This is a genomic window from uncultured Pseudoxanthomonas sp. (assembly GCF_947498795.1).
GTDB lineage: Bacteria > Pseudomonadota > Gammaproteobacteria > Xanthomonadales > Xanthomonadaceae > Pseudoxanthomonas_A.
The window spans coordinates 642471-664718 of record NZ_CANMLQ010000002.1 but is presented as its reverse complement, the minus strand read 5'-3'; the positions used below and the strand labels follow the sequence as shown (position 1 = coordinate 664718).

At 68.9% G+C, this 22248-nt stretch carries 21 protein-coding genes; 16 read left to right on the top strand and 5 right to left on the bottom strand.

The features are described from left to right. Nucleotides 1-6: 6 nt before the first annotated feature. From Q0907_RS09235 to Q0907_RS09180, 12 genes are all read left to right on the top strand, one after another. Entirely contained in the window at nucleotides 7-597 is a 591-nt protein-coding gene (locus Q0907_RS09235; protein WP_299343873.1) for a FliH/SctL family protein, read from the top strand. Next, a complete protein-coding gene (fliI, locus tag Q0907_RS09230; RefSeq protein WP_296281109.1) occupies nucleotides 594-1991 on the top strand; it encodes a flagellar protein export ATPase FliI in 1398 nt (465 codons plus the stop codon). Before Q0907_RS09235 ends, fliI begins: the two co-directional genes overlap by 4 nt. A gap of 18 nt (nucleotides 1992-2009) precedes the next feature. Next, nucleotides 2010-2462: a flagellar export protein FliJ gene (gene fliJ, locus Q0907_RS09225; RefSeq protein ID WP_296281110.1), complete on the top strand. Its 453-nt coding sequence runs from the start codon at nucleotides 2010-2012 to the stop codon at nucleotides 2460-2462. Beyond that, the gene (locus tag Q0907_RS09220) at nucleotides 2462-3724 is read left to right on the top strand and encodes a flagellar hook-length control protein FliK (protein ID WP_299343730.1); all 1263 of its coding nucleotides are present in this window, start codon (nucleotides 2462-2464) and stop codon (nucleotides 3722-3724) included. Before fliJ ends, Q0907_RS09220 begins: the two co-directional genes overlap by 1 nt. A 223-nt stretch (nucleotides 3725-3947) precedes the next feature. Next, complete coding sequence (locus Q0907_RS09215; protein WP_296281114.1) at nucleotides 3948-4475, top strand: flagellar basal body-associated FliL family protein; 528 nt, start codon at nucleotides 3948-3950, stop codon at nucleotides 4473-4475. Between the two features lie 15 nt (nucleotides 4476-4490). After that, nucleotides 4491-5534, top strand: a complete 1044-nt coding sequence (fliM, locus tag Q0907_RS09210) for a flagellar motor switch protein FliM (protein ID WP_296281115.1) — start codon at nucleotides 4491-4493, stop codon at nucleotides 5532-5534. Beyond that, on the top strand, nucleotides 5531-5884 hold the full coding sequence (gene fliN / locus Q0907_RS09205; protein WP_343125254.1) for a flagellar motor switch protein FliN: 354 nt from the start codon (nucleotides 5531-5533) through the stop codon (nucleotides 5882-5884). The genes fliM and fliN overlap by 4 nt, the downstream gene beginning before the upstream one ends. A gap of 8 nt (nucleotides 5885-5892) precedes the next feature. Beyond that, entirely contained in the window at nucleotides 5893-6285 is a 393-nt protein-coding gene (gene fliO, locus Q0907_RS09200; RefSeq protein ID WP_296281117.1) for a flagellar biosynthetic protein FliO, read from the top strand. A 1-nt stretch (nucleotide 6286) separates the two neighbouring features. After that, nucleotides 6287-7099, top strand: coding sequence for a flagellar type III secretion system pore protein FliP (gene fliP / locus Q0907_RS09195; protein ID WP_296281119.1), 813 nt, complete (start codon nucleotides 6287-6289; stop codon nucleotides 7097-7099). A 10-nt stretch (nucleotides 7100-7109) separates the two neighbouring features. Then, nucleotides 7110-7379: a flagellar biosynthetic protein FliQ gene (locus tag Q0907_RS09190; RefSeq protein ID WP_296281121.1), complete on the top strand. Its 270-nt coding sequence runs from the start codon at nucleotides 7110-7112 to the stop codon at nucleotides 7377-7379. An 18-nt stretch (nucleotides 7380-7397) separates the two neighbouring features. Beyond that, nucleotides 7398-8189 (top strand): flagellar biosynthetic protein FliR, encoded by a 792-nt coding sequence (gene fliR / locus Q0907_RS09185; protein WP_299343729.1) that lies wholly within the window; start codon nucleotides 7398-7400, stop codon nucleotides 8187-8189. 207 nt (nucleotides 8190-8396) lie between these two features. Beyond that, on the top strand, nucleotides 8397-8987 hold the full coding sequence (locus tag Q0907_RS09180; RefSeq protein ID WP_296281125.1) for a TetR/AcrR family transcriptional regulator: 591 nt from the start codon (nucleotides 8397-8399) through the stop codon (nucleotides 8985-8987). A 70-nt stretch (nucleotides 8988-9057) separates the two neighbouring features. Here Q0907_RS09180 and Q0907_RS09175 read toward each other — a convergent pair whose 3' ends face one another. Next, nucleotides 9058-9705, bottom strand: a complete 648-nt coding sequence (locus tag Q0907_RS09175) for a hypothetical protein (RefSeq protein WP_299343728.1) — start codon at nucleotides 9703-9705, stop codon at nucleotides 9058-9060. Between the two features lie 231 nt (nucleotides 9706-9936). Between Q0907_RS09175 and Q0907_RS09170 the strand changes: the two genes are divergently transcribed. Continuing rightward, on the top strand, nucleotides 9937-10920 hold the full coding sequence (locus tag Q0907_RS09170) for a GGDEF domain-containing protein (protein WP_299343727.1): 984 nt from the start codon (nucleotides 9937-9939) through the stop codon (nucleotides 10918-10920). 68 nt (nucleotides 10921-10988) lie between these two features. On the opposite strand, the gene Q0907_RS09165 is transcribed toward Q0907_RS09170, so the two are convergent. The 4 genes from Q0907_RS09165 to Q0907_RS09150 all read right to left on the bottom strand — a co-directional run bounded on the left by Q0907_RS09165 (nucleotide 10989) and on the right by Q0907_RS09150 (nucleotide 17188). Next, a complete protein-coding gene (locus Q0907_RS09165) occupies nucleotides 10989-14150 on the bottom strand; it encodes a CusA/CzcA family heavy metal efflux RND transporter (protein WP_299343870.1) in 3162 nt (1053 codons plus the stop codon). 25 nt (nucleotides 14151-14175) lie between these two features. Beyond that, nucleotides 14176-15453, bottom strand: coding sequence for an efflux RND transporter periplasmic adaptor subunit (locus Q0907_RS09160; RefSeq protein WP_299343726.1), 1278 nt, complete (start codon nucleotides 15451-15453; stop codon nucleotides 14176-14178). Further along, complete coding sequence (locus Q0907_RS09155) at nucleotides 15450-16739, bottom strand: TolC family protein (protein ID WP_299343725.1); 1290 nt, start codon at nucleotides 16737-16739, stop codon at nucleotides 15450-15452. Before Q0907_RS09155 ends, Q0907_RS09160 begins: the two co-directional genes overlap by 4 nt. A gap of 62 nt (nucleotides 16740-16801) precedes the next feature. Continuing rightward, on the bottom strand, nucleotides 16802-17188 hold the full coding sequence (locus tag Q0907_RS09150) for a hypothetical protein (RefSeq protein ID WP_299343724.1): 387 nt from the start codon (nucleotides 17186-17188) through the stop codon (nucleotides 16802-16804). 111 nt (nucleotides 17189-17299) lie between these two features. Here Q0907_RS09150 and flhB point away from each other — a divergent pair, with 111 nt between their 5' ends. From flhB to flhF, 3 genes are read left to right on the top strand one after another with little or no spacing between them, the layout of a single operon-like run. After that, nucleotides 17300-18430 carry a flagellar biosynthesis protein FlhB gene (gene flhB / locus Q0907_RS09145; RefSeq protein ID WP_299343723.1) on the top strand — a complete coding sequence of 377 codons (1131 nt, stop codon included), beginning with the start codon at nucleotides 17300-17302 and terminating at the stop codon, nucleotides 18428-18430. Continuing rightward, a complete protein-coding gene (flhA, locus tag Q0907_RS09140; RefSeq protein ID WP_299343722.1) occupies nucleotides 18427-20511 on the top strand; it encodes a flagellar biosynthesis protein FlhA in 2085 nt (694 codons plus the stop codon). Before flhB ends, flhA begins: the two co-directional genes overlap by 4 nt. Before the next feature lie 48 nt (nucleotides 20512-20559). After that, complete coding sequence (gene flhF / locus Q0907_RS09135; protein ID WP_299343721.1) at nucleotides 20560-22248, top strand: flagellar biosynthesis protein FlhF; 1689 nt, start codon at nucleotides 20560-20562, stop codon at nucleotides 22246-22248.

Sequence of the window (22248 nt, the reverse complement as noted above, 5' to 3'; positions counted from 1 at the left end):
CGCTGGATGCCGGCACCGCTCGACGTGGTCGTGTCCGATGCCGCCGCCGAACAGGAGGCACCGCCGCTGGTGCCGCCGACGCTGGACGAGATCCAGGCCATCCAGGACGCTGCCCATCGCGAGGGCCTGGAACGCGGCCTCGCCGAAGGCCATGCCGACGGATTCGCACAGGGCCAGTCCGAGGTGCGCCGCCTCGCCGCGCAGATGGAGGGCATCCTCGACAATTTCTCGCGTCCGCTCGACCGTCTGGAGAATGAGGTCGTCGCCGCGCTCTCCGAACTCGCCGTGCGCATCGCCGGTGCCCTGGTCGGGCGCGCGTACCAGACCGATCCGGTGTTGCTGCAGGAACTGGCGACCTCCGCGCTGGATGCCGTGGGCGGTTCGCAGCGCGAAGTCGAACTGCGCCTGCATCCGGACGACATCGCCGCACTGACGCCGGTGCTGGCAATGACGGCGCATACGCGCCTGACCGCCGACACTTCGCTGAGCCGGGGCGACCTGCGCGTGCATGCGGAAAGTGTGCGCATCGACGGCACGCTGGAAGCCCGCCTGCGCGGCGCGCTGGACACCGTGCTCAACCGGGGAGCGCGGGCATGAGTGCCCAGCCGCTGGAATGGCTGACCGCCCGCGACCTGCGCCTGTCCGCGCGGCTGTCGCAGATCAACCCCGAGCTCGGTGGCCGCGGCCTGATCCGCGAAGGCATCCTGCGCCGCGCCGTCGGCCTGACCCTGGAAGCCATCGGCTGCGAAGCGCCGATGGGCGCCACCTGCAAGGTGGAAGTCGTCGACGGCGGCTGGGTGGATGCGGAAGTCGTCGGTTTCTCCGGCGAACGCACCTACCTGATGCCCAGCGCCGAACTGCACGGACTGCTGCCCAATGCGCGCGTGGTGCCCTCGCGCCGTCGTGGCGGCGTGGAAGTCGGCGAAGGCCTGCTGGGCCGCGTCATCGACAGCGATGGCGTGCCGCTCGACGGACGCGGCCCGATCCGCGCCGAGGGCAGCGTCAGCCTCGCCGGCATGGCGATCAATCCGCTTTCGCGCGAACCCATCACCCAGCCGCTCGACGTCGGCGTGCGCGCGATCAACGCCCTGCTGCCGATCGGCCGTGGCCAGCGCGTCGGCCTGTTCGCCGGCTCCGGTGTCGGCAAGTCGACGTTGCTGGGCATGATGACCCGCTACACCGCCGCCGACGTGATCGTCGTCGGCCTGATCGGCGAACGCGGCCGCGAAGTTCGTGATTTCGTCGAGACCACACTCGGCCCGTCCGGCCTGGCACGCGCGGTCGTCGTTGCCAGCCCCGCCGACCGTCCGCCGCTGGCGCGCCTGCAGGGCGCGTACCGCGCCACGGCGATCGCCGAATGGTTCCGCGACCAGGGCCTGAATGTCCTGCTGCTGATGGATTCGCTGACCCGTTTTGCCCAGGCGCAACGCGAGATCGGCCTGTCGGTCGGCGAGCCGCCGACCACGCGCGGTTATCCGCCGTCCGTGTTCGCACGCCTGCCGGCGCTGGTCGAACGCGCGGGCAACGGCGCCAAGGGGCGCGGTTCCATCACCGCGTTCTACACGGTGCTCACCGAAGGCGACGATCCGCAGGACCCGATCGCCGACGCCGCGCGCGCCATCCTCGACGGCCACATCCTGCTGTCGCGCCGCGTGGCCGACGCCGGGCTCTACCCCGCTATCGATGTCGAATCCTCGGTCAGCCGCGTGGTCACCGAAATCGCCGACGAGACCTGGCGCGACCGCATCCGCAAGCTCAAGCGCCTGCTGTCGGCCTACAACAGCAACCGCGACCTGATCGCCATCGGCGCTTACCAGCGCGGCAACGATCCGACCGTGGACGAAGCGCTCGAACGCTGGCCGGAGATCGTCGAATTCCTCGGCCAGGACGTGGCGCGCGCCGCCGACCTGCCGAGCAGCCGCGCCGCCCTGGAATCCCTGATCCAACGCAACGCCGCCGCCGGCATTCCGCTGCCGCCCGGCCTGCAGTAACGCCAAGGAACCCCCGTCATGATGCAGTCCCGCCGAATCGATCCCCTGCTGCGCCGCGCGCAGGAGCACGAGGATTCCGTCGCCCGCGAGCTGGCCGAGCGCCAGAACACGCTGGCGCAGCACGAATCCCGGCTGGAGGAGCTCCGCCAGTACGCCGAGGACTACGCCAACAGCCAGATGGCCGCGACCAGCCCCGCGCAACTGGCCAACCGGCGCGCCTTCCTCGAGCGCATCGACCAGGCGCTCAAGCAGCAGTTGCAGAACGTCGACCGCAGCCGCGCCAGCGTGGACATCGAACGCGACCGCCTGCTGCTGGCCAGCCGCGACAAGCAGGTGCTGGAACAGCTCGCCGCGAGCTATCGCGTGCAGGAAAAGCTGATCGTGGACCGTCGCGACCAGCGCGAAATGGACGACGTGGGCGCGCGCCGCGCCCGCCTGGCCGCCACCGCCCGCGAGAACGAGGACGCCTGATGCCGTCATCGACGTCCGCGCTGCCTTTCGCGGCCAAGGCGCCGCCGCCTGCGCCGGCATCGGCATCGGCATCGGTCGGCACGGTGCCTGCAAGCGATGACCCGGGCACCGTGAAGAAGCCCGCGTTCGACGAGATGGTCCGTCGTCCCGTGAAGCGCGACGACACCGCACGTGCGACCAGTGCGCGGGCCGGCGAAGCAAAAGACCCGTCTGCGCCACCGACCGGCGCGACTGCCCGCAAGACCGACCACGCCCGCGCCAGCACCGATGAAGACACGGCCGCTGCGCAGGACGCGGCGTCGCGGGTCGTGCTCACGTTGCTGGAAGCACCTGTGCCGGCACCGGTCATGGTCCCGGCGAATGCGGCCGCACCGACGATGATCGACCTGGCGGGCCATCCGTCCGGCACCCTCCTGCCGGACACGGCCTCGCCCACTGCCCCGCTGGAGCCCGATGCGTTGCTGGCCGGTACCCGCGCACCGATGCCTGCGTCGTTGCCCGGCGGCATGCCGGTCCTGGCAGCGGCCGGCATCGACGCCGCCAGCGCCGATCCCGCGCCGACGAACTCCGCCGATGGGTCGACCGCCACGGCGTTGCCCGCGGCACCGGCCGCGCCCGAGACGTCGGCCAAGGCCCCGCTGCAGAACCTGCTGTCGTTCGCGACCCATCTGGCGGCAGGCCAGGTCGCGGCGGCCGTGCCCGACGCGGTCCAGCTGGGTCGCGACATCGTCGATGCCCTGCGCTCCGACGACGGCGACGCTCCCGCGCCGGTGAACAACCTGCTGGCCGGCGTCGGCGCCTCGAACGCACCGCTCGGCCTGTCCCGCACCGAGACTGTCAACCCGATGGAAGCGCCCAGCGCCGACCTGCACGGCGGCCACTTCGACGACGACATCGGCGACGCCGTCCGCTGGATGGCGGACCAGAAGATCGGACATGCCCACATCAAGGTCACCCCCAACGACCTGGGCACGGTCGAGATACGCCTGCGCCTGGAGGGCGACCGCGTGCATGCCGACTTCAGCAGCGCGCAGGCCGAGGTCCGCCAGGCCCTGGAGAGCAGCCTGCCACGCCTGCGCGACATGCTCGGCCAGCACGGCTTCCAGCTCGCCCACGCCGATGTCGGCCAGCAGCACGCGCCGCCGTCGCAGGGCAGCGCGCCGCAGCCCGGTGACGCCCGTGGCGATGCGGGCGAGCCCGTCGCCGACACGCCCCGCACCGTCCGCATGACCGCGCGCGGACTGGTGGACGCTTACGCCTGACGGGCCGATCCCGCTCCTGTGGGAGCGACGTAAGTCGCGAGAGCCGGATATCGGCGTCGGTACGCCCTCCGCCGCCAGGCGCTTCGGCTTCGATATCGCGACTTACGTCGCTCCCACGTCAGCACATCCTGGGCACCGCGCGTCAAAACCCCGTCGACCTTTCCCTCCGGCCCCGGCACGCCCCTTGCATCCCCTGGACTGACCCCTCAGGAGATCCATCGCCGTGGCAGCCGCCGACAAGAACGCAAGCAAATCCAAGGCCGACAAGGCCGACAAGCCCAAGGGCGGCAAGTCGTTGCTGACCATCGGGCTGGTGGCGGTCATCGCGGCCGGCGCTGCAGGCGGCGGCGCCTGGTACTTCGCCAGCCACGGCAGCAAGGACGAGAAGGCCGACGCCCCCAAGGCCAAGAGCCCTGGCGAAGTGCCCGCGCCTGCGCAGTACTTCGCGCTGGAGCCGCCCTTCGTGGTGAACCTGGTCGGCGAAACCGGCGGCGCGCGCTACCTGCAGGTGGAAGTGCAGCTGATGACGCGCGACCCCGAGGCGCTGACCGCCATCCAGCTGCATGCGCCCGCCATCCGCGCCCGCCTGCTGATGCTGTTCGCGCAGCAGGATGCCGCCGGCCTGATGTCGCGCGAAGGCAAGGAGCGCCTGCAGAACGCCGCCCTCGGTGAAGTGAAGGCCCTGCTGGTCGCCGAGACCGGCAAGCCGTGCGCCGAGTCCCTGCTGTTCACCAGCTTCGTGATGCAGTGACGGAACCGCGCCGCCATGATGACCAGTGACCTGCTGTCGCAAGACGAGATCGACGCCCTCCTCAACGGCGTCGATACCGGCGCGATCGAGACCGAGGAGCCGCCGCACGATCCCACCGTGGCGCGCACCTACGACTTCGCCAGCCAGGACCGCATCGTGCGCGGCCGCCTGCCGACGCTGGAAATGATCAACGAGCGCTTCGTGCGCACGTGGCGCATCGGCCTGTTCAACCTGTTGCGGCGCTCCGCCGAGCTGTCGGTGCGCGGCATCGAGACCATCAAGTTCGGCGACTACCTGCATTCGCTATACGTGCCGACCAACCTCAACCTGGTCAAGTTCAAGCCGCTGCGTGGCGTGGGCCTGATCGTGTTCGAACCGAAGCTGGTGTTCACGATGGTGGACAACTTCTTCGGCGGCGATGGCCGCTACCCGGCCAAGATCGAAGGCCGCGAGTTCACCGCCACCGAGATGCGCGTGATCCAGCTGCTGCTGAAGCAGACCTTCGCCGACCTGATCGATGCCTGGGCCCCGGTGATGCCGGTGGACTTCGAATACATCACCAGTGAGGTCAACCCGCATTTCGCCAACATCGTCAGTCCGCGCGAGTACGTGGTGGTCAGCCGCTTCCATGTGGAACTGGACGGCGGCGGCGGCGACCTGCACGTCACGCTGCCCTATTCCATGCTGGAGCCGATCCGCGAACTGCTCGATGCCGGCATCCAGTCCGACCGCGTGCACGACGACGACAGCTTCCGCGTGACCATGCACGAACAGCTGCGCTCGGCCGAAGTCACCGTCTCCAGCGTGCTCGCGGAGAAGCGCATCAACCTGCGCGAGCTGACCCGCCTCAAGGTGGGCGACATCCTGCCCATCGACCTGCCGAAGTCCGTGCCGGTCTGCGTCGAGCAGGTGCCGGTGTTCACCGGGGAGTTCGGCATTTCCAACGGCCTCAACGCGGTGAAGATCACCGCGCACCACCCGCCCGGCAACCGCCACCAGCAATCCGCCGCCACCCGCCACGCCCTTGCACCCGTCGCCTTCCAGGACGCTACGCCATGATTCCCGAGAACGAAGAAGCCCTTGCCACCGCCCCCGGCGATACGGAGCTGTCCCACAACGGCCACGACGGCCACGCCGGCCACGACGCGGACATGAGCCTGGACGTCATCCTCGACGTGCCGGTGACCCTGTCGCTGGAAGTCGGCCGCACGCGCATGCCCATCCGCAACCTGCTGCAGCTCAACCAGGGCTCGGTGGTGGAACTGGAGCGCGGCGCGGGCGAACCGCTGGACGTGTACGTCAACGGGACGCTGATCGCGCACGGCGAAGTCGTCGTGGTCAACGACCGCTTCGGCGTGCGCCTGACCGACGTGGTCAGCCCCAGCGAACGCATCCGTCGTCTGCGCTGAGCCCGACCATGCACGCCTTCGCCCTCCTTGCCGCGGCCGCGGCACCCGCCCAGAAGATCGGCCAGCACGCGCCCTCCACGCCGGGCATCGGCGGTGCACTGGTCGGCCTGATCCTGGTGCTGGGCCTGATCCTGGGCCTGGCCTGGCTGCTGAAGCGCCTGCCCGGTGCCGGCCTGGGCATCCGCCCCAGCGAACAGCTGCGCGTGGTGTCGATGCTGTCGGTCGGCGCCAAGGAACGCGTGATGGTGATCGAAGTCGGCAAGGAGCAGTTGCTGATCGGCGTGACCGCCGGAGGCATCACCGCCCTGCATGCGCTGCCCGAACCCCTGGTCGTCGCGCCCGCGCCGACGATGCCCAACTTCGCCGAACTGCTGGCCAAGCGCCTGCGCAAAGAGTCCTGAGATGCGTCGTTTCGTCCTTTCCCTGATCTGCCTGCTTTGGTTGGCCGCGCCGACGCTTGCCTTCGCGCAGGCCACGACACCGGCCCCGGCACCCGTCGCCGCGCCGACGGCCCCGGCCGCACCGACCGCGCCCGCCTTGCCGACGTTGCCCAAGGTCAACGTGGGCCAAGTGGGCGACAACACCGTCAGCCTGCCGCTGCAGACGCTGCTGCTGATGACGGCGATCACGCTGATCCCGTCCGCGTTGCTGGCGATGACCGCCTTCACCCGCATCATCATCGTGCTCGGCCTGTTGCGGCAGGCACTTGGCACCGGCCAGACGCCGTCCAACCAGGTACTGGTGGGTCTGGCGCTGTTCCTCACCATGCTGGTGATGATGCCGGTGGGCGAGAAAGCCTGGGCCCAGGGCATGGCGCCCTATCTCAACGGCCAGATCGATTTCTCCACCGCGTGGACGCTGACCACCGGCCCGCTGCGCGACTTCATGCTGGCGCAGGTGCGCGAGACCGACCTGATGACGTTCGCCGGCCTGGCCGGGCACGGCAGCTACACGGGACCGGATGCCGTCCCGTTCCCGATCGTGGTCGCCTCCTTCATCACCAGCGAACTGAAGACCGCCTTCGAGATCGGCTTCCTGATCTTCATCCCGTTCGTCATCATCGACCTGGTCGTGGCCAGCGTGCTGATGTCGATGGGCATGATGATGCTCTCGCCGATGCTGGTGTCCGCACCGTTCAAGATCCTGCTGTTCGTGCTGGTCGACGGCTGGGTGCTGATCGTCGGTTCGCTTGCCGCCAGCTTCAACGGCGTCTGAGGAGACTGGCATGAGTCCCGAAACCGCTCTTACCGAACTGCGCGGCGGCCTCGAGATCGCGCTCTGGGTCGGGGGTCCACTGCTGCTGGTCGTGCTGGTCGTCGGCGTGGTCGTCGGCGTGATCCAGGCCGCCACGCAGCTCAATGAACCCACCATCGCCTTCGTCGCCAAGGCCATCGCGCTGACAGCCGCGCTGTTCGCCACCGGCAGCTATCTGCTCGGCGTACTCGTGGAATACACGACGACGTTGTTCCAGCGATTGCCCCACCTGATCGGCTGACGCCGCGGACGCGACGCGATGGATCCCGCCACCCAGATGGTGATCGACGGCCAGCAGGCCTTCGGGATGATCAACGCCATCCTGTGGACGATGCTGCGCACGGGGGCGTTGCTGATGGCGGCGCCACTGATCGGTACGCGCGCGGTCTCGGTGCGCGTGCGCGTCATCATCGCCGGTGCGCTGGCGATGGCCCTGGCACCCTTGCTGCCCGGCACGCCGGACCACATCGCATTCGACGCCAGCACCGTGCTCAACGTGGCGCGCGAACTCGCCGTCGGCGCGAGCATGGGGTTCATGCTGAGGCTTGCCTTCGAGGCCGGCGCGATGGCGGGCGAACTGATCTCGCAGGGAACGGGCCTCGCGTTCGCGCAGATGTCGGATCCGCTGCGTGGCGTGAATTCCGGCGTGGTCGGCCAGTGGTTCTACCTGGCCTTCGGCCTGCTGTTCTTCACCGCCAACGGTCATCTCGCGCTGGTCTCGCTGCTGGTGGACAGTTACCGCTCGCTGCCGATCGGCACGGCGCTGCCGGATGTGCAGCAGATGCTGGAAGTCGCTCCCATGCTGTTCACCGTCGTGCTCAGGGCCGCCGTCGGCCTGGCATTGCCGGTCATGGTGGCGATGCTGGCCGTGAACCTCGCCTTCGGCGTGCTGGGTCGCGCTGCGCCGGCGCTGAATCCCATCCAGCTCGGCCTGCCCACGGCACTGTTGCTGGGCCTGTTCCTGCTGGCGCTGCTCGCCGGGGAACTGGGACCTCCCGTGCAGCGGATCTTCGACGTGTCGTTTGATGCAGCGCGACAGCTCACCGCGTGAAGACGTGAAAGTCATGTTTGTGAAAGCGCGGTAAGCGCTTCCATGAGGGGCGCAGCGCGTTCTTCTCACATCAGAGTGCGTCACCGGTTCCACTAAATGCATGAAGTTGTGCAGAATGGGGACGAGGGAGTTGCGACATACGCCTACGCACGGACGGAGCCGACCCGCCCGACGCCGGAGCGCTCCCCCCGCGAACCGGAGATTGCCGTGAACCACAGCCCTACCCAGAAGCGACGTACCAGTCAGGAAACGCGGGAAGCCGTACTCGCTGCCGCGCGCCGGCTGTTCTTCACCAAGGGCTTCGACCAGACCACGTTGATGGACCTGGGCGAAGAAACCGGACTCAGCGCGCGCGGCGTCATCCTGCACTTCGAAACCAAGGCCGACATCATCGCCACCCTGTTGATCCGCGACTACACCGCGCGGCGGGCACCGATGGTGGAACGTCCGCAGGGATCGACGCACGCACAACGTATTCTCGATTTCTATTTCTGGATGGCGCGCGAGGACGCGGCCAACTTCATCGCCTTCCCTGCCTTGTGGAGCGTGTCGGCACGCTGGTCGCCGGCCGTGGAGGCTGAAATGAACACGGCGCTCCGCCGAATGCGCGAACCGGTACGGTTGGAACTCAGTCGTGGCATGGGCGCGGGCGAGTTCCGCGGCGTCGACATCCAGCATGCCGACGAGATGATCTGGCAGAGCTACCAGCACGGCCTGCGTGCGGTGTCCGTCAACGGCGGCACCCCTGCCATGGCGGTGCCCCAGGTATTCAAGACGCTGGAAGCGCTGTCGGCCTGATCCGGGCGCGACGCGCGTAAAGAAAAACGGCCTCCGCGGGAGGCCGTTTCCCTGTCAGCGGGACGCTGGCTCAGTCGCGTCCATTACCTTTGCCGTTCCCCTTGCCAGGGTTGCCCTTGCCGCTGTTGCCAAGTCCCTTGCCGGCATTGCCCGGCCCGTGTCCCGCAGGGTCATTCCTGGCCGGACCCGCCTGCGGCTTGCCGCCGGCAGCGCCCTTGCCCTGGCCCGGCCCGTGCTTGGACCAGTCCACACTGATGCGCTGGTCGACGCGGATGGGGTAACCCCAGCGGTCGTACGTGCCTGCCGCACCCTTCTTCAGGGCATGGAAGGCAGGGGAGCCGGGCTTGATGCCCATCTGCTTGGCGAGATTGCCCCAGCCCTGGCCGGGATTGCGCTCGTACCGCTGCACCACGTCCACGCAGGGAATCCCCAGGGCGCGCGCGATGGAGCACGCGAAATACACGTCGCCGGGTGCCCAACCGCGGCGGTCGAGCAGATCCAGCACGAGCGAGCGCGGCGCGCCGTAGTAACCCGTCATCTCCGACACGAACGGATCGCGGTAACGGCGCCCGTAATCGTTGATCTCGCCGAGCCGGGTATCCACCCAGACATCGCCGGTGCGGATGTTGTAGCCCACCGTCTGTGCGTGGGCCGGCAAGCTGCAGGCCATCGCCCAGCCCAGCGATGCCGCGAGTACCGTTGCTCTCAGTGCCTTCATGTCCGTTCTCCTCCAGTGCGGTGGCGAGAGTCTTCGCACGACCGGCTGAATACGCAATGACGCTGCGGGCCTTCTGTGAGAAGGAACGGCAGCCGCAAGCGTGACGGTGATCACTCGCGCCTTCAAGCCAACGCCTACACTGCGCGGGCGCCGGGGTGGCGCAGCCGACCTGTCCCGTTCCCGTTGAGCGACGAATCCACCGACTCCCCTCGCCGTCACCCGGCCCTCGCCATGAAGCCCAAACGTCGAGATTTCCGCCTGGACATCATCGTCCTGCTGGGCTCCATCACGGCAGTGACCATCGCATCGTTCGGCGTGTACAGGGCCTGGCAGGGGCATGCCAGCATGGCCGCCTTCGACCTCGCCGTCGTCCTCGTCGTGGTGGCGCCTGTCGTCTATGCGTGGCGCACGGGCGACAGCCTGCGTGCCGGCAACGTGCTGGCGGCGTTCAATTCGTGCGCCACGTTCGGTGCGTGCCTGATGCTCGGCCATACGGCGCTCACCTGGACCTACCTGGTGCTGCTGACCAACTTCTTCATCGCGCATCGCTGGGTGGCGGTAGGTTGCAACGTCGCGCTGATCGTCGGCATCCAGCTGATGCCCGGCTTCTTCCACGACGGCGTGCATGCGATCTCCGTGTTCGTCAGTGCCGCGCTTATCACCGCGTTCTCGCTGATCTTCGCCTCCCGCACGCAGGACGACCGCGTGCAACTCGAGCGCCTGGCCGCCATCGACGCACTGACCGGCGTCCCGAACCGGCGCAGCATGGAGCGTGCGCTGGGCGACGCGGTCGACCGCTTCCAGCGCGGCGAATGCTGCTTCGGCCTGGTGGTCCTGGACCTGGACCACTTCAAGGACGTCAACGACCAGTACGGACACGCGGCGGGCGATGCCGCCATCGCCGACCTGGCCTCCATTCTCCGCTTCGAGATGCGTCGCAACGACCAGGTGTTCCGTTTCGGTGGCGAGGAATTCGTGGCGCTGCTGCAGCTCGACAACACCGAGGACCTGGAGCGCGCCACCGAGCGGCTGCGCAAGGCCGTCCGTGGCGCGTTGCGTGGACCCGGGGGCCGCATCACCATCTCGCTGGGCGCCGCCCTGTTGAGGGAACAGGAAAAGACCTGGCACGACTGGTTCTCGCGCGCGGATGCCGCGCTCTACCGTGCCAAGTCGGCCGGGCGCGACAGCTACGTGATCGCGGACGAGCTGTTCTAGGAGGGCGCGGAGAAAGTGGGGAGTGAGGAAACCCCATTCCTCTCACCCCTCACACCTCGCTCCATCACTCACTTCTCGCTTCCAGCCCACCACCACCGGTACAGCACCGGCAGCACCACCAGCGTCAGCAACGTCGACGACACGATGCCGCCGATCACCACCGTCGCCAGCGGACGCTGCACCTCCGAACCCGCACCGACATTGAACGCCATCGGCAGGAAGCCGAGCGAGGCGACCAGCGCCGTCATCAGCACCGGCCGCAGGCGACCGAGCGCGCCCTCCACCACCGCCTCGTCCAGAGGCATGCGCTGCGCGCGCAGCTTGCGGATGAAGGCGATCATCACCAGCCCGTTGAGCACGGCCACGCCCGACAGCGCGATGAACCCCACCCCGGCCGAGATCGACAGGGGAATCCCGCGCACGGCCAGCGCGATGACGCCACCGGTCAATGCCAGCGGGACGCCGGTGAAGACGATCGCGGCGTCCTTCGCCGAGCCGAACGCCCAGAACAAGAGCGCGAAGATCACCACCAGCGTCGCCGGTACGACGATCGCCAGGCGCTGGCTGGCCGAGATCAGCTGTTCGAACGTGCCGCCGTAGTCGATCCAGTAGCCTGCGGGCAGCTGCACCTCGGCGCCCACGCGCGTGCGCAGGTCATCGACGAAACCGCCGAGATCGCGACCGCGCACGTTGGCCGTCACCACCACGCGGCGCTTGCCGTTCTCGCGGTTGACCTGGTTCGGCCCCAGCGTGGTCTCGATCTTCGCCACCTCGCGCAACGGCACCGTGCCCGGCGTTCCCGAGACCCAGCTTGCCGCGCGCGTCGATTCGTCCTCGTTGCCGGCACCTCCCAGCGGAATCGGCAGGTCGTGCAGGGCGGCCGGATCCTGCCGCATCGTTTCCGGCAGGCGCACCACGATTTCGAAACGACGGTCGCCCTCGAACAGTTGCCCCGCCACCTCGCCACCGACCGCCGTCGCCACAGTGTCCTGCACGTCGCCGGGATTCAGGCCGTAACGGATCAATGCCTGCCGGTCCGGCGTGATGGTGAGCAGCGGCAGGCCGGTGGCCTGTTCCATGCGCACGTCGGCTGCACCTTCGATCGTCTTCGCGACAGCCTCGATACGCTCGCCCACTTCCACCAGCGTATCGAGATCATCGCCATAGAGCTTGATCGCGACGTCCGCACGCACGCCCGAGATCAGCTCGTTCATGCGCATCTGGATGGGCTGGGTGAACTCGTAGTTGTTGCCGGGAATCCCGGCCACCGCCTTTTCGATCTCCGCCACCAGCGTCGCCTTCGGCTTGCGCGGGTCGGGCCACTGGTTGCGCGGCTTCAGCATGACAAAGGTGTCCGCCACCGACGGCGGCATCGGATCGGTCGCCACTTCCGCCGTGCCCAGCTTGCCGAACACGCGGTGCACTTCCGGGAACTGCTTGATCCGCGCCTCCAGCGTGGACTGCATGCGCACCGCCTGGTCCAGGCTGGTGCCTGGGATGCGCATGGCGTGCATGGCGATGTCGCCTTCGTCCAGGCTGGGCACGAATTCGGTGCCCAGGCGCGTGGCCAGCAGGCCGCAGAGCACGACCAGCGAGAACGCACCGCCCGCCACGACGAGGCGCGCACGCAGTGCCCGCGCCAGCACCGGCGCGTAGGCGCGGCGGGCCCAGCCCATCACGCGCGTTTCCTTCTCCTGCACGCGACCGCGCAGGAACAGCGCGATGGCGGCCGGCACGAACGTCAGCGACAGCACCATCGCGCCGCTCAGCGCGAGCACCACGGTGATGGCCATTGGGTGGAACATCTTTCCCTCCACCCCGGTGAGCGCGAAGATCGGCAGGTAGACGGCGGTGATGATGCCGAGGCCGAACAGGCTGGGCCGGATGACCTCGGCCGTGGCGGACGCGGTGGCGTCCAGGTGTTCCTCCTCCGTCAGCAGGCGTCCCAGCCGATGCTGCAGTTCGCCGAAGCGGCGCAGGCAGTTCTCGATGATGATGACGGCGCCATCGACGATCAGGCCGAAGTCCAGCGCGCCCAGGCTCATCAGGTTCCCCGACACGCCGCCGCGCACCATGCCGGTGAGCGTGAACAGCATCGACAGCGGAATCACCGCGGCCGTGATCAGCGCCGCGCGCACGTTGCCGAGCAGCAGGAACAGCACCACGACGACGAGGATCGCGCCCTCGACCAGGTTCCGGGCCACGGTGCGGATGGTGCGGTCGACCAGCGAGGTGCGGTCGTACATCGGTTCGGCGCGCACGCCAGCCGGCAGGCTGCGGTTCGCCTCGGCCAATCGTGCGGCGACGGCTTGCGAGACCTCGCGGCTGTTGGCCCCGATCAGCATGAAGGTCGTGCCCAGCACGACCTCCTTGCCGTCCAGCGTCGCCGCGCCGGTACGCAGTTCCGGTCCCTCGCCCACCTGCGCCACATCACGCACCCGGATCGGCACGCCATCGCGGCGGTCCAGCACGATGTCGCGGATGCCGTCGAGGTCGGCGACCTGCCCCGGCGCACGCACGAGGAACTGCTGGCCGTTGCGCTCGATGTAGCCGGCGCCGACGTTCTGGTTGTTGCGCGACACCGCCTGCACCACGTCGTACAGGGTGAAGCCGAGTGCGACCAAGCGCGCGGGATCCGGGGTGATGTGGATCTGCCGCGCGAAGCCGCCGATGGTGTTGACCTCGGTCACGCCGGGCACGTTGCGCAGCTGCGGTCGCACTACCCAGTCCTGGAGCGTGCGCAGGTCGGTGGCGGTGTAGGGCGTGCCATCGGGCTTGCGCGCCTTCTCCTCCGCTTCCACCGTGTACATGAAGATCTCGCCCATCCCGGTGGCGATGGGACCCATCTCCGGTTCCAGACCGGCTGGCAGCTGCGACTTCACCTGCTGGATGCGCTCGCCGACCTGCTGGCGGGCGAAGTACACGTCGGTGCCGTCCTTGAACACCACCGTCACCTGTGACAGCCCGTAGCGCGAGATCGAACGCGTGTAGTCGAGGCCGGGCAATCCGGCGAGCGCGGTTTCCAGCGTGAAGGTCACGCGCTGTTCCGATTCCAGAGGCGAATAGCCTGGCGCCTCCGTGTTGACCTGCACCTGCACGTTGGTGATGTCGGGGGTTACGTCGATCGGCAGCTTGCCGAAGCTCCACACGCCCACCGCCACCAGCGCCAGCGTCAACGCCATCATCAGCCAGCGGTGCGCGATGGCGAAGCGCAGGATGCGCTCCAGCAGTCCGCGCCGTTCCCGGGTGTCGTACTCAATGGTCATGCGAGGCCCCCGATTTCTCGATGTCGGCCTTCACCAGATAACTCTGTTCGACGACGACCTGGTCGCCGGCCTTCAGCCCGGTCAGGACTTCGACCTGCTGCGCATCGCGCTTGCCCAGTTCGACCGGACGGATCTCGTAGGTATCGCCGACGCGAACGAACACCACATCCCAGTCGCGGAAGGTCTGCAGTGCAGCGAGCGGCACCACCATCGCAGCAGGCTGCTGCTCTACGGTAATGCGCGCCTTCACCGCCGAACCGGGACGCCACAGGCCATCGCTGTTCTCCAGCGTCGCGCGTGCAACCGTGCTCTGGCTGGCGGTCGCGGTGCCGGGCAGCACGCGCTCCAGCGTGGTCTGCGCGGTGACGCCATCACTCAGGCGCGTCACCGTCACCGGTACCCCGGGCACGATGTGCTGGGCGTCGGACCCGAAGATATGCAGGTCCACCCACAACGATGACAGGTCGGCGACTTCGAACAGCGTGGCGCCCTCGCCCGCCACGCTACCGATGCTGGCGTTGCGCGCCAGCACCACGCCGTTGATCGGCGACGTGACCGAGTACGTGGTCAGGCTGAGATTGCTTTCCACCGTCGCCAGTGTCTGCCCGGCCCGAACACGGTCACCGGCATTGACGGCGAGGCGGCGGATCGGACCCGGGAAGCGCGCGGCGACGTTGGCGACGCGCGCTTCCACCGGCGTCAGCAGGCCCTGCACCTCGTGTTCGTCGGCGATGGTGCCGGCCTGCACAGGGGCGACGCGGATGCCGGATTCCCCGGCGATCCTCGCGCCGATGGTGGTGCGGCCTTCGTAGCTGTCGTAGGTCCAGCGCAGCGATTTGCCTTCGAGCTTGGCCAGTACTTCGACATCAAAGGAATGCGGTTCGCCGACCACGGTCTTCGCCAGCAGGCGGCCATCCGCCTGCGGCGCCAACACGTGGTTTTCGCGCACGTTGCCAAGGCGGACCAGGCGGACCTCGACGCTGCCGGCAGTGGCCGGCAACGGTTTGCCGTCGCGGTACAGCCACGCCTGGTAGGTCGGCGGCGTGCCGGACTCGGCGATGGCGAGTTCCACGCGGTAGCCGCCCTGTTCCAACACGCGACCGCCATGTTCTCCGCGTCCCGCTTCTTCTTCACCGTGGCCAGCGCCTTCGTCGTGGCCATGCCCGGCTTCGCTGCCGTGGTCGTCGGCGTGATCGTCGTTCTTGCCACCGCACGCGGACAGCAGCAGGGACAGCGCAAGCGCGCTCATCAGGGGACGCAACGTCATGGCGAGATTCCTTGTTCGGGGGTCGTCGGTGCGGCCACGAGGGCTTGGCCGGTGAGGCGCTGCAGTTCGATCAGCGCGAGATGCGCCTCCAGCGCCGCGTCCAGTTGCTGACGGCGCGTCGCGGTGGTCTCGGACTGCAGTTGCGCCCATTCGAGATAGCTGATGGCACCGGCGCGGTACGCGCGTTCGGCCGCCTGTTCGGCGCGCACCAGGCGTGGCAGTACGTCGTCGCGCGTGCGCTGCACATCGAGCTGCGCCACCCGGTAGCGGCCATGCGCATCGGTGAGGGTGGAATACAGCGCAACATCACGCGACTCGCGTTCGATCTCCAGCGATGCAAGATCGGCTTCGGCCGCGCGGATCCCGGGTTGCGCCCGGCGTGCACCGCCCAGCGCCAGCGACACGCCACCGACCAGTGCCGTGTCGTCGCCATCCTGCAAACGGCGCACGCCCACCTGCCAGTCGAGATCCGGGGTGGCGGCCGTACGCGCCAGGCGCACGCGTGCCTCGCGGATGCGGCGCTCGTCGGCAATCTGTGCCAGTTCGGGCGTGCCCTGCAGGAACGTGGCCAGCTCGGCCATGTCCGCCACCGGCGGCAACGCCAGCGGATCACCGTCGGCGAGGATGAACCGCGGATCACGCTCGCCCCACAACGCGGCCAGGTGCTGCCGCGCGGCCACGGATTGCTGTTCGGCGCGGGCGAGCGCGAGTTCCGCACGTGCCAGCGCCGCCTGCGCGGTCAGCACGACCGATTCGGGCGATGCACCCGCCTGCAGGCGCTGGCGTGCGGCCGCCACGGTACGCGTGCGCTGGGCGATGTCCCGGCGCGCCACGACAGCCGCGGCGCGTGCGCCGGTGACAGCGAGATAACGCCGTGCGACGTCGGCGAGCAGGTCGAGGCGCTGCGCCTCGCGCTGTACGGACAACGCATCGATACGGGCCTGCGCAAGCGTGCGGCGGGCATCCAGCTTGCCGCCGCGTTCCAGCACGCCGGCCAGGGTGAGGGTGACCTCCGCCTGATCGAAGCCACGCGCATTGCCGCTGCCGAGGACGTTTTCCACGTCCAGCCCGGCCCGCCATGCAGGCCGCTGCAGGGCGACCTCGCGTTCGGCCAGCAGGGTTTCGGTACGCGCGCCGAACAGGCGCAGGTCAGGGTGTACGCGGGCGACGCGCGCGATGGCGTCTTCCAGCGTCAGGGTGTCAGGGGGAACAGCAGGCGATGGCGCCTGTGCGTGCACGCACGGCGCGATCGCGAAGGCGGCCAATGCCGCCAGTCGCAACCACATGGGAAGTCTCCGGAACGTCGGTGATGGGGCGCGGGCGACAGGACGTCAGCCCGCTGCGGGCATCACGCGGCGATCGGAGGCCGCAGCAACGAAGCCCTTGGCGCGTGCGCCATGGGGACCGTCGCCATGATGGGAGTGACGTCAGGCAGGATCATCGCCGGCACGCGCATCGGCGCCGGCACGATCGCAGTCAGGTGGCCGCAGCAGTGGCTCGCATGCATCAGCGCATGCAGCAGATCACCCTCGCCCGCTTCTCCATCGGCATGGTCGTGCCCGGTGGCGACGTCGGCGTGCTCGTTGACGGCGTGCAGGTGCTCGTTGCCGTTGCCCAACTCGTGCAGGTCGCCCAGTGAGGCGAACACGGGGTTGGCCAGTACCGCCAGCAACAGCATTGCCAGCGCAGGCAGGCGCAGCAAGGCAACACGGCGATGGCGGAGGAAGCGGAGCATCGGCGGGCATCCTAGCCGGCGCATGTGACGTTAGGCAATTTCACGCCGGGATTCCGGCCCGGTCTGGAACGGGTCTTGCAGCGACCGCCCCGACCCCGTCGGAAATGCGCCATGTCTGAGCAGGACGAAAGCGGCGAACGCACTGAGTTACCCACCGAAAAACGACTTCGCGAGGCCCGTGAACAAGGGAACATCCCGCGATCGCGCGAGCTGGCGACGGCGGCGGTGTTCGGCGCGGGCGTGCTGGCCATCATCGGCATGGGCCCCGGCCTGGCGCGCGACGCGCTGGGCTGGATGAAGATGGCCCTGACGCCCGACCCCATGTTGATGCGCCAGCCGGACCAGCTGTTCGGCTACGTCGGTTTGTTGATGCTGAAGCTGCTGGTCGCGATCGCGCCGGTGGCGGCCATCTGCGTCGCGGCAGGTGTCGCGGCGCCGGCCCTGATGAGCGGCCTGCAGTTCTCGCAGAAGTCGCTGATGCCCGATTTCAAGCGACTGAACCCGGCGTCCGGCCTCAAGCGCCTCTATGGCCCGGAGAGCGTGGCCGAGCTGCTGAAATCCCTGCTGCGCGTGGCCCTGATCGGCGGCGCGGCGGCGGTCTGCCTGAAGCTGGGACTGAATCCGCTGCGCGAGCTGCTGACCATGCCACTGGAACAGGCCGTCCGCAGCGGCCTGTCCTTCACCAGCACCCTGCTGCTGGCGACCACCGGTGGCCTGATCCTGCTCGCCGCCATCGATGCGCCGTACCAGAAGTGGAACTGGCTGCGGAAGCTGAAGATGACCCGCGAAGAACTGCGCAAGGAGATGAAGGAAAGCGAAGGCAGCCCGGAAGTGAAAGGCCGCATCCGCCAGATGCAGCACCAGATGTCGCAGCGCCGGATGATGGAGGACGTGTCGACCGCCGACGTGATCGTGGTCAACCCCACCCACTACGCCGTCGCGCTGAAGTACCAGGCCGGGCAGATGGGCGCACCCACCGTGGTCGCCAAGGGCGTGGACGAGCTGGCCATGCGCATCCGCGAAGTGGCCGACGCCCACCGCATCGCCATCGTCTCGGCGCCGCCTTTGGCACGCGCCTTGTATCGCGAAGGGCAGCTTGGCCGGGAAATCCCCGTGAGAATGTACGCCGCCGTCGCCCAGATCCTCTCCTACGTCTATCAGCTGCGCGCCTGGCGCGTCGGCGAAGCCGCGCTGCCCGACCTGCCCAGCGTCGATATCGACGAACACGGAGGCCGGGCATGAGCGCCCAGCCGGCCACCGGCGGCATGCGCTGGATGGACATGCTGAAGAACGGCCTGGGAGCGCCGCTGGTCGTGCTGGCGCTGCTGGCCATGATCGTGGTGCCGCTGGCGCCGCCGGTGCTGGATGCGCTCTTCAGCTTCAACATCGCCATCTCGCTGGTGGTGTTGCTGGCCGTGATCTACGTCAAGCGGCCGCTCGACTTCACCATCTTCCCGATCATCCTGCTGATGACCACGATGCTGCGCCTGGCGCTGAACGTGGCGTCCACCCGCGTGATCCTGCTCAACGGCCAGGACGGCCACGAGGCCGCCGGCAAGGTCATCGCCGCCTTCGGCGAGTTCGTGGTCGGCGGCAACTATGCGGTCGGCATCGTGGTGTTCGCGATCCTGACCATCATCAACTTCGTGGTCATCACCAAGGGCGCCGGCCGCATCGCCGAGGTCTCCGCGCGCTTCATCCTCGATGCGATGCCCGGCAAGCAGATGGCCATCGACGCCGACCTCAACGCCGGCATCCTGACCCGCGAGGAAGCCAAGGCCCGCCGCGAGGAAGTCCGCGCGGAAGCCGACTTCTACGGCTCGATGGACGGTGCCAACAAGTTCATCCGCGGCGACGCCATCGCCGGCATCCTGATCCTGTTCATCAACCTCATCGGCGGTTTCGCCGTGGGCATGTTCCAGCACGGCATGCCGGCCGCCGAAGCGGCGTCCACCTACACCCTGCTGTCGATCGGCGACGGGCTGGTCGCCCAGCTGCCTGCCCTGCTGGTGTCCTCGGCGGTGGCCATGCTGGTGACCCGCGCCTCGCGCTCGGAGGACATGGGCCAGGCCGTGATGGGCCAGGCGTTCGGCCAGCACAAGGCGCTGGCCGTGGCGGCCGGCGTGCTGGGCCTGGTCGGCCTGGTGCCCGGCATGCCCAACGTCGCCTTTTTGACGCTGGCCGCCGGCATCGGTTACCTGGCCTGGAAGATGTGGAAGCGGACCCAGGAGAGCCCCGAAGCCGCCGCCGGCGACATGCCTGCCCTGACCGGCCCCGGCGCGCCCGACCGCAACGCCGAACTGACCTGGGACGAACTGCGCCCGGTCGACCCGCTGGGCCTGGAAGTGGGCTACCGGCTGATCCCGCTGGTCGACAAGAACCAGGGCGGCGAACTGATGTCGCGCATCAAGGCCGTGCGCCGCAAGCTCACGCAGGACCTGGGCTTCCTGGTGCCGCCGGTACACATCCGCGACAACCTCGAACTCCCCTCCAACGGGTACCGACTGCTGGTGCACGGCGTGCCGGTCGCCTCGGCCGAGATCCATCCCGACCGCGAACTGGCCCTGGATCCGGGCGGCGCGTTCGGCACCATCGACGGCATCCCCGGCAAGGACCCGGCCTTCGGGCTGGACGCGGTGTGGATCCAGTCGCACCAGAAGGCGACCGCCGAATCGCTGGGCTACACCGTGGTCGATCCGGCCACCGTCATGGCCACGCACCTCTCGCACCTGGTGCGCGAACACGCCCCGGAGCTGCTCGGCCACGAGGAAGTGCAGCAGTTGCTCGCGCAGCTGGGCCGCAACGCGCCGAAGCTGGTCGAGGACCTCACGCCGAAGGCGCTGCCGCTGGCCACCGTGGTGCGCGTGCTGCAGAACCTGTTGATCGAGCGCGTGCCCATCCGCCAGCTGCGCCGCATCGTCGAGGCACTGGTCGAATTCGCCCCGCAGAACGCCGACCCGGCCGCGCTCACCGCCGCCGTGCGCACCTCGCTGGGCCGTTTCATCGTGCAGGAGATCTCCGGCATGGCACCGGAACTGCCCGTCTATACCTTGGCGCCGAATCTGGAACGCGTCTTGCAGGACAGCACCCAGGGAACCGGCGCGGCGCTGGAACCGGGACTGGCGGAACGCCTGCACCAGAGCCTCGCCGACGTGGTGACCAAGCAGGAAGCCCGCAGCGAGCCTGCGGTGGTGCTGGTACCGGGAACGGTCCGCGCCGCCCTTGCCCGCCTGGTCCGCCACAGCGTCCCCTCGCTGTCGGTGCTGGCCTACAGCGAGGTTCCCGAAGACAAGCGGTTGAAGCTGGTGGGCACGATCAGCTGAGACCGGGATCAGCAGAACCCGACGCGATACCGAACCGGATAGCACGCCATGAAAATCAAACGCTTCGTCGCTCCCGACATGCGCACCGCCTTCGCCATGGTCCGCCAGGAACACGGCCCGGACGCGGTGATCCTGTCCAACCGCGTCACCGAAGACGGCGTCGAGATCGTCGCCGCCAGCAATTACGACGAAGCGCTGGTCAAGCACACCCTGGAGGCGATGCGCCCGGCCACGCCGGCCGCACCCCTGCATCCGCTGCTCGACCCTGCACCGCAGGCACCGGCCGCGAACGCGCCGACGCTGTCGCCGGCCGAAGCCGCCGCCAGCTATTTCGCCCGCCGCCAGCCCGCGACGCCCGCCGCACCGCGCGCCGAACCGGCGAAGCCCGCGCACGTCGCGACCGTCGCGGCGGCGCCCGCCCCGATCGTTCCGCCGCGCGCGCCTGAGGCCGCCACGCCGGCACCGGCCGCCGAGATGCCGGCACCGGTCGTGCGCGACATCGCGCCGTTACTGATCGAACCCGAATCCTTCGCCGCCAAGCTCGCCGCCTGCCTGCCCGCCGCACCGGCCAACGAACCCGTCGCCGCCCCCGAACCCGCCAGGGCCGCGCGCCGCCCGGCCGCGCCGCGCGCCGACATCGACGACGCGCTGGACCTCGATGCGCTGCTGCCGTCGATCGCGCCGCCGGTGTCGTTGCCCGAACCCGAGCCGGCTCCCGTCGCCGTGCTGCACGCCAGCCGCATCACCGCCACCGGGCCCACGCCGCCCCCCGCCGCCATCACCGTGCCGACCCTGACGGTCGTCAGCGACAACGCCGCCGAGGCGCGCGAAAGCGATGAGCAACTGGTGCACATGCGCGGCGAACTGGCCGCCATGCGCGAGATGATCGAACGCGAAATGCACCGCCTCACCGACGAACGCCTGCGCGGTTCGCCGGTGCGCATGCAGGCGATGGAGCTGATGGAAGACTACGGCTTCGATGCCGGCATCACCCGCGACATCGCGCTGCAGATCCCCGCCGACACCGAAGCCCACCGCGGCCGCGGCCTGATGCTGGGCCTGCTGTCGAAGAAGTTGCCGGTGCTCGACGCCGACCTGCTGGAGACCGGCGGCGTGATCGCCCTGGTCGGCCCCACCGGTGCCGGCAAGACCACCACCATCGCCAAGCTGGCCGCCTGCTTCGCACAGCGCCACAACCCGCGCGACGTGGCGCTGGTGACCACCGACACCGTGCGCGTCGGCGGCCGCGAGCAGCTGCACGGCTACGGCCGCCAGCTCGGCATCGCCGTGCACGAGGCCGACAGCGCGCAGACCCTGGCGCTGGTGCTGGAACGCCTGCGCGACTACAAGCTGGTACTGATCGACACCGCCGGCCTGGGCCAGCGCGACCGCAACCTGGTCGGCCAGCTCAACTGGCTGCGCGCCTCGGGCCAGGTCAGGACCCTGCTCTGCCTGCCTGCGAATTCGCACTTCTCCGACCTGGATGAAGTCGTGCGCCGCTTCAGCACCGTGCAGCCGCAAGGCGTGGTGCTGACCAAGCTGGACGAGACCGGCCGCCTGGGCAGCGCGCTCAGCGTGGTCGTCGACCACCAGCTGCCGATGACCTGGGTGACCGACGGCCAGCGCGTCCCCGACGATCTCCACCGCGCCAACAGCGCCCACCTCGTGCTGCGGCTTGACCAGCTGCGCCGCGAAGCCGACGAACCCTGCTCGACCGAGGCCACCCATGTCGCCTGA

Coding starts and splice junctions, on each gene's coding strand:
- Q0907_RS09235 (WP_299343873.1), top strand. CDS start 7: ATGCCGGCACCGCTCGACGTGGTCGTGTCCGATGCCGCCGCCGAACAG.
- fliI (WP_296281109.1), top strand. CDS start 594: ATGAGTGCCCAGCCGCTGGAATGGCTGACCGCCCGCGACCTGCGCCTG.
- fliJ (WP_296281110.1), top strand. CDS start 2,010: ATGATGCAGTCCCGCCGAATCGATCCCCTGCTGCGCCGCGCGCAGGAG.
- Q0907_RS09220 (WP_299343730.1), top strand. CDS start 2,462: ATGCCGTCATCGACGTCCGCGCTGCCTTTCGCGGCCAAGGCGCCGCCG.
- fliM (WP_296281115.1), top strand. CDS start 4,491: ATGATGACCAGTGACCTGCTGTCGCAAGACGAGATCGACGCCCTCCTC.
- fliN (WP_343125254.1), top strand. CDS start 5,531: ATGATTCCCGAGAACGAAGAAGCCCTTGCCACCGCCCCCGGCGATACG.
- fliO (WP_296281117.1), top strand. CDS start 5,893: ATGCACGCCTTCGCCCTCCTTGCCGCGGCCGCGGCACCCGCCCAGAAG.
- fliP (WP_296281119.1), top strand. CDS start 6,287: ATGCGTCGTTTCGTCCTTTCCCTGATCTGCCTGCTTTGGTTGGCCGCG.
- Q0907_RS09190 (WP_296281121.1), top strand. CDS start 7,110: ATGAGTCCCGAAACCGCTCTTACCGAACTGCGCGGCGGCCTCGAGATC.
- fliR (WP_299343729.1), top strand. CDS start 7,398: ATGGATCCCGCCACCCAGATGGTGATCGACGGCCAGCAGGCCTTCGGG.
- Q0907_RS09175 (WP_299343728.1), bottom strand. CDS start 9,705: ATGAAGGCACTGAGAGCAACGGTACTCGCGGCATCGCTGGGCTGGGCG.
- Q0907_RS09170 (WP_299343727.1), top strand. CDS start 9,937: ATGAAGCCCAAACGTCGAGATTTCCGCCTGGACATCATCGTCCTGCTG.
- Q0907_RS09160 (WP_299343726.1), bottom strand. CDS start 15,453: ATGACGTTGCGTCCCCTGATGAGCGCGCTTGCGCTGTCCCTGCTGCTG.
- Q0907_RS09155 (WP_299343725.1), bottom strand. CDS start 16,739: ATGTGGTTGCGACTGGCGGCATTGGCCGCCTTCGCGATCGCGCCGTGC.
- Q0907_RS09150 (WP_299343724.1), bottom strand. CDS start 17,188: ATGCTCCGCTTCCTCCGCCATCGCCGTGTTGCCTTGCTGCGCCTGCCT.
- flhB (WP_299343723.1), top strand. CDS start 17,300: ATGTCTGAGCAGGACGAAAGCGGCGAACGCACTGAGTTACCCACCGAA.
- flhA (WP_299343722.1), top strand. CDS start 18,427: ATGAGCGCCCAGCCGGCCACCGGCGGCATGCGCTGGATGGACATGCTG.
- flhF (WP_299343721.1), top strand. CDS start 20,560: ATGAAAATCAAACGCTTCGTCGCTCCCGACATGCGCACCGCCTTCGCC.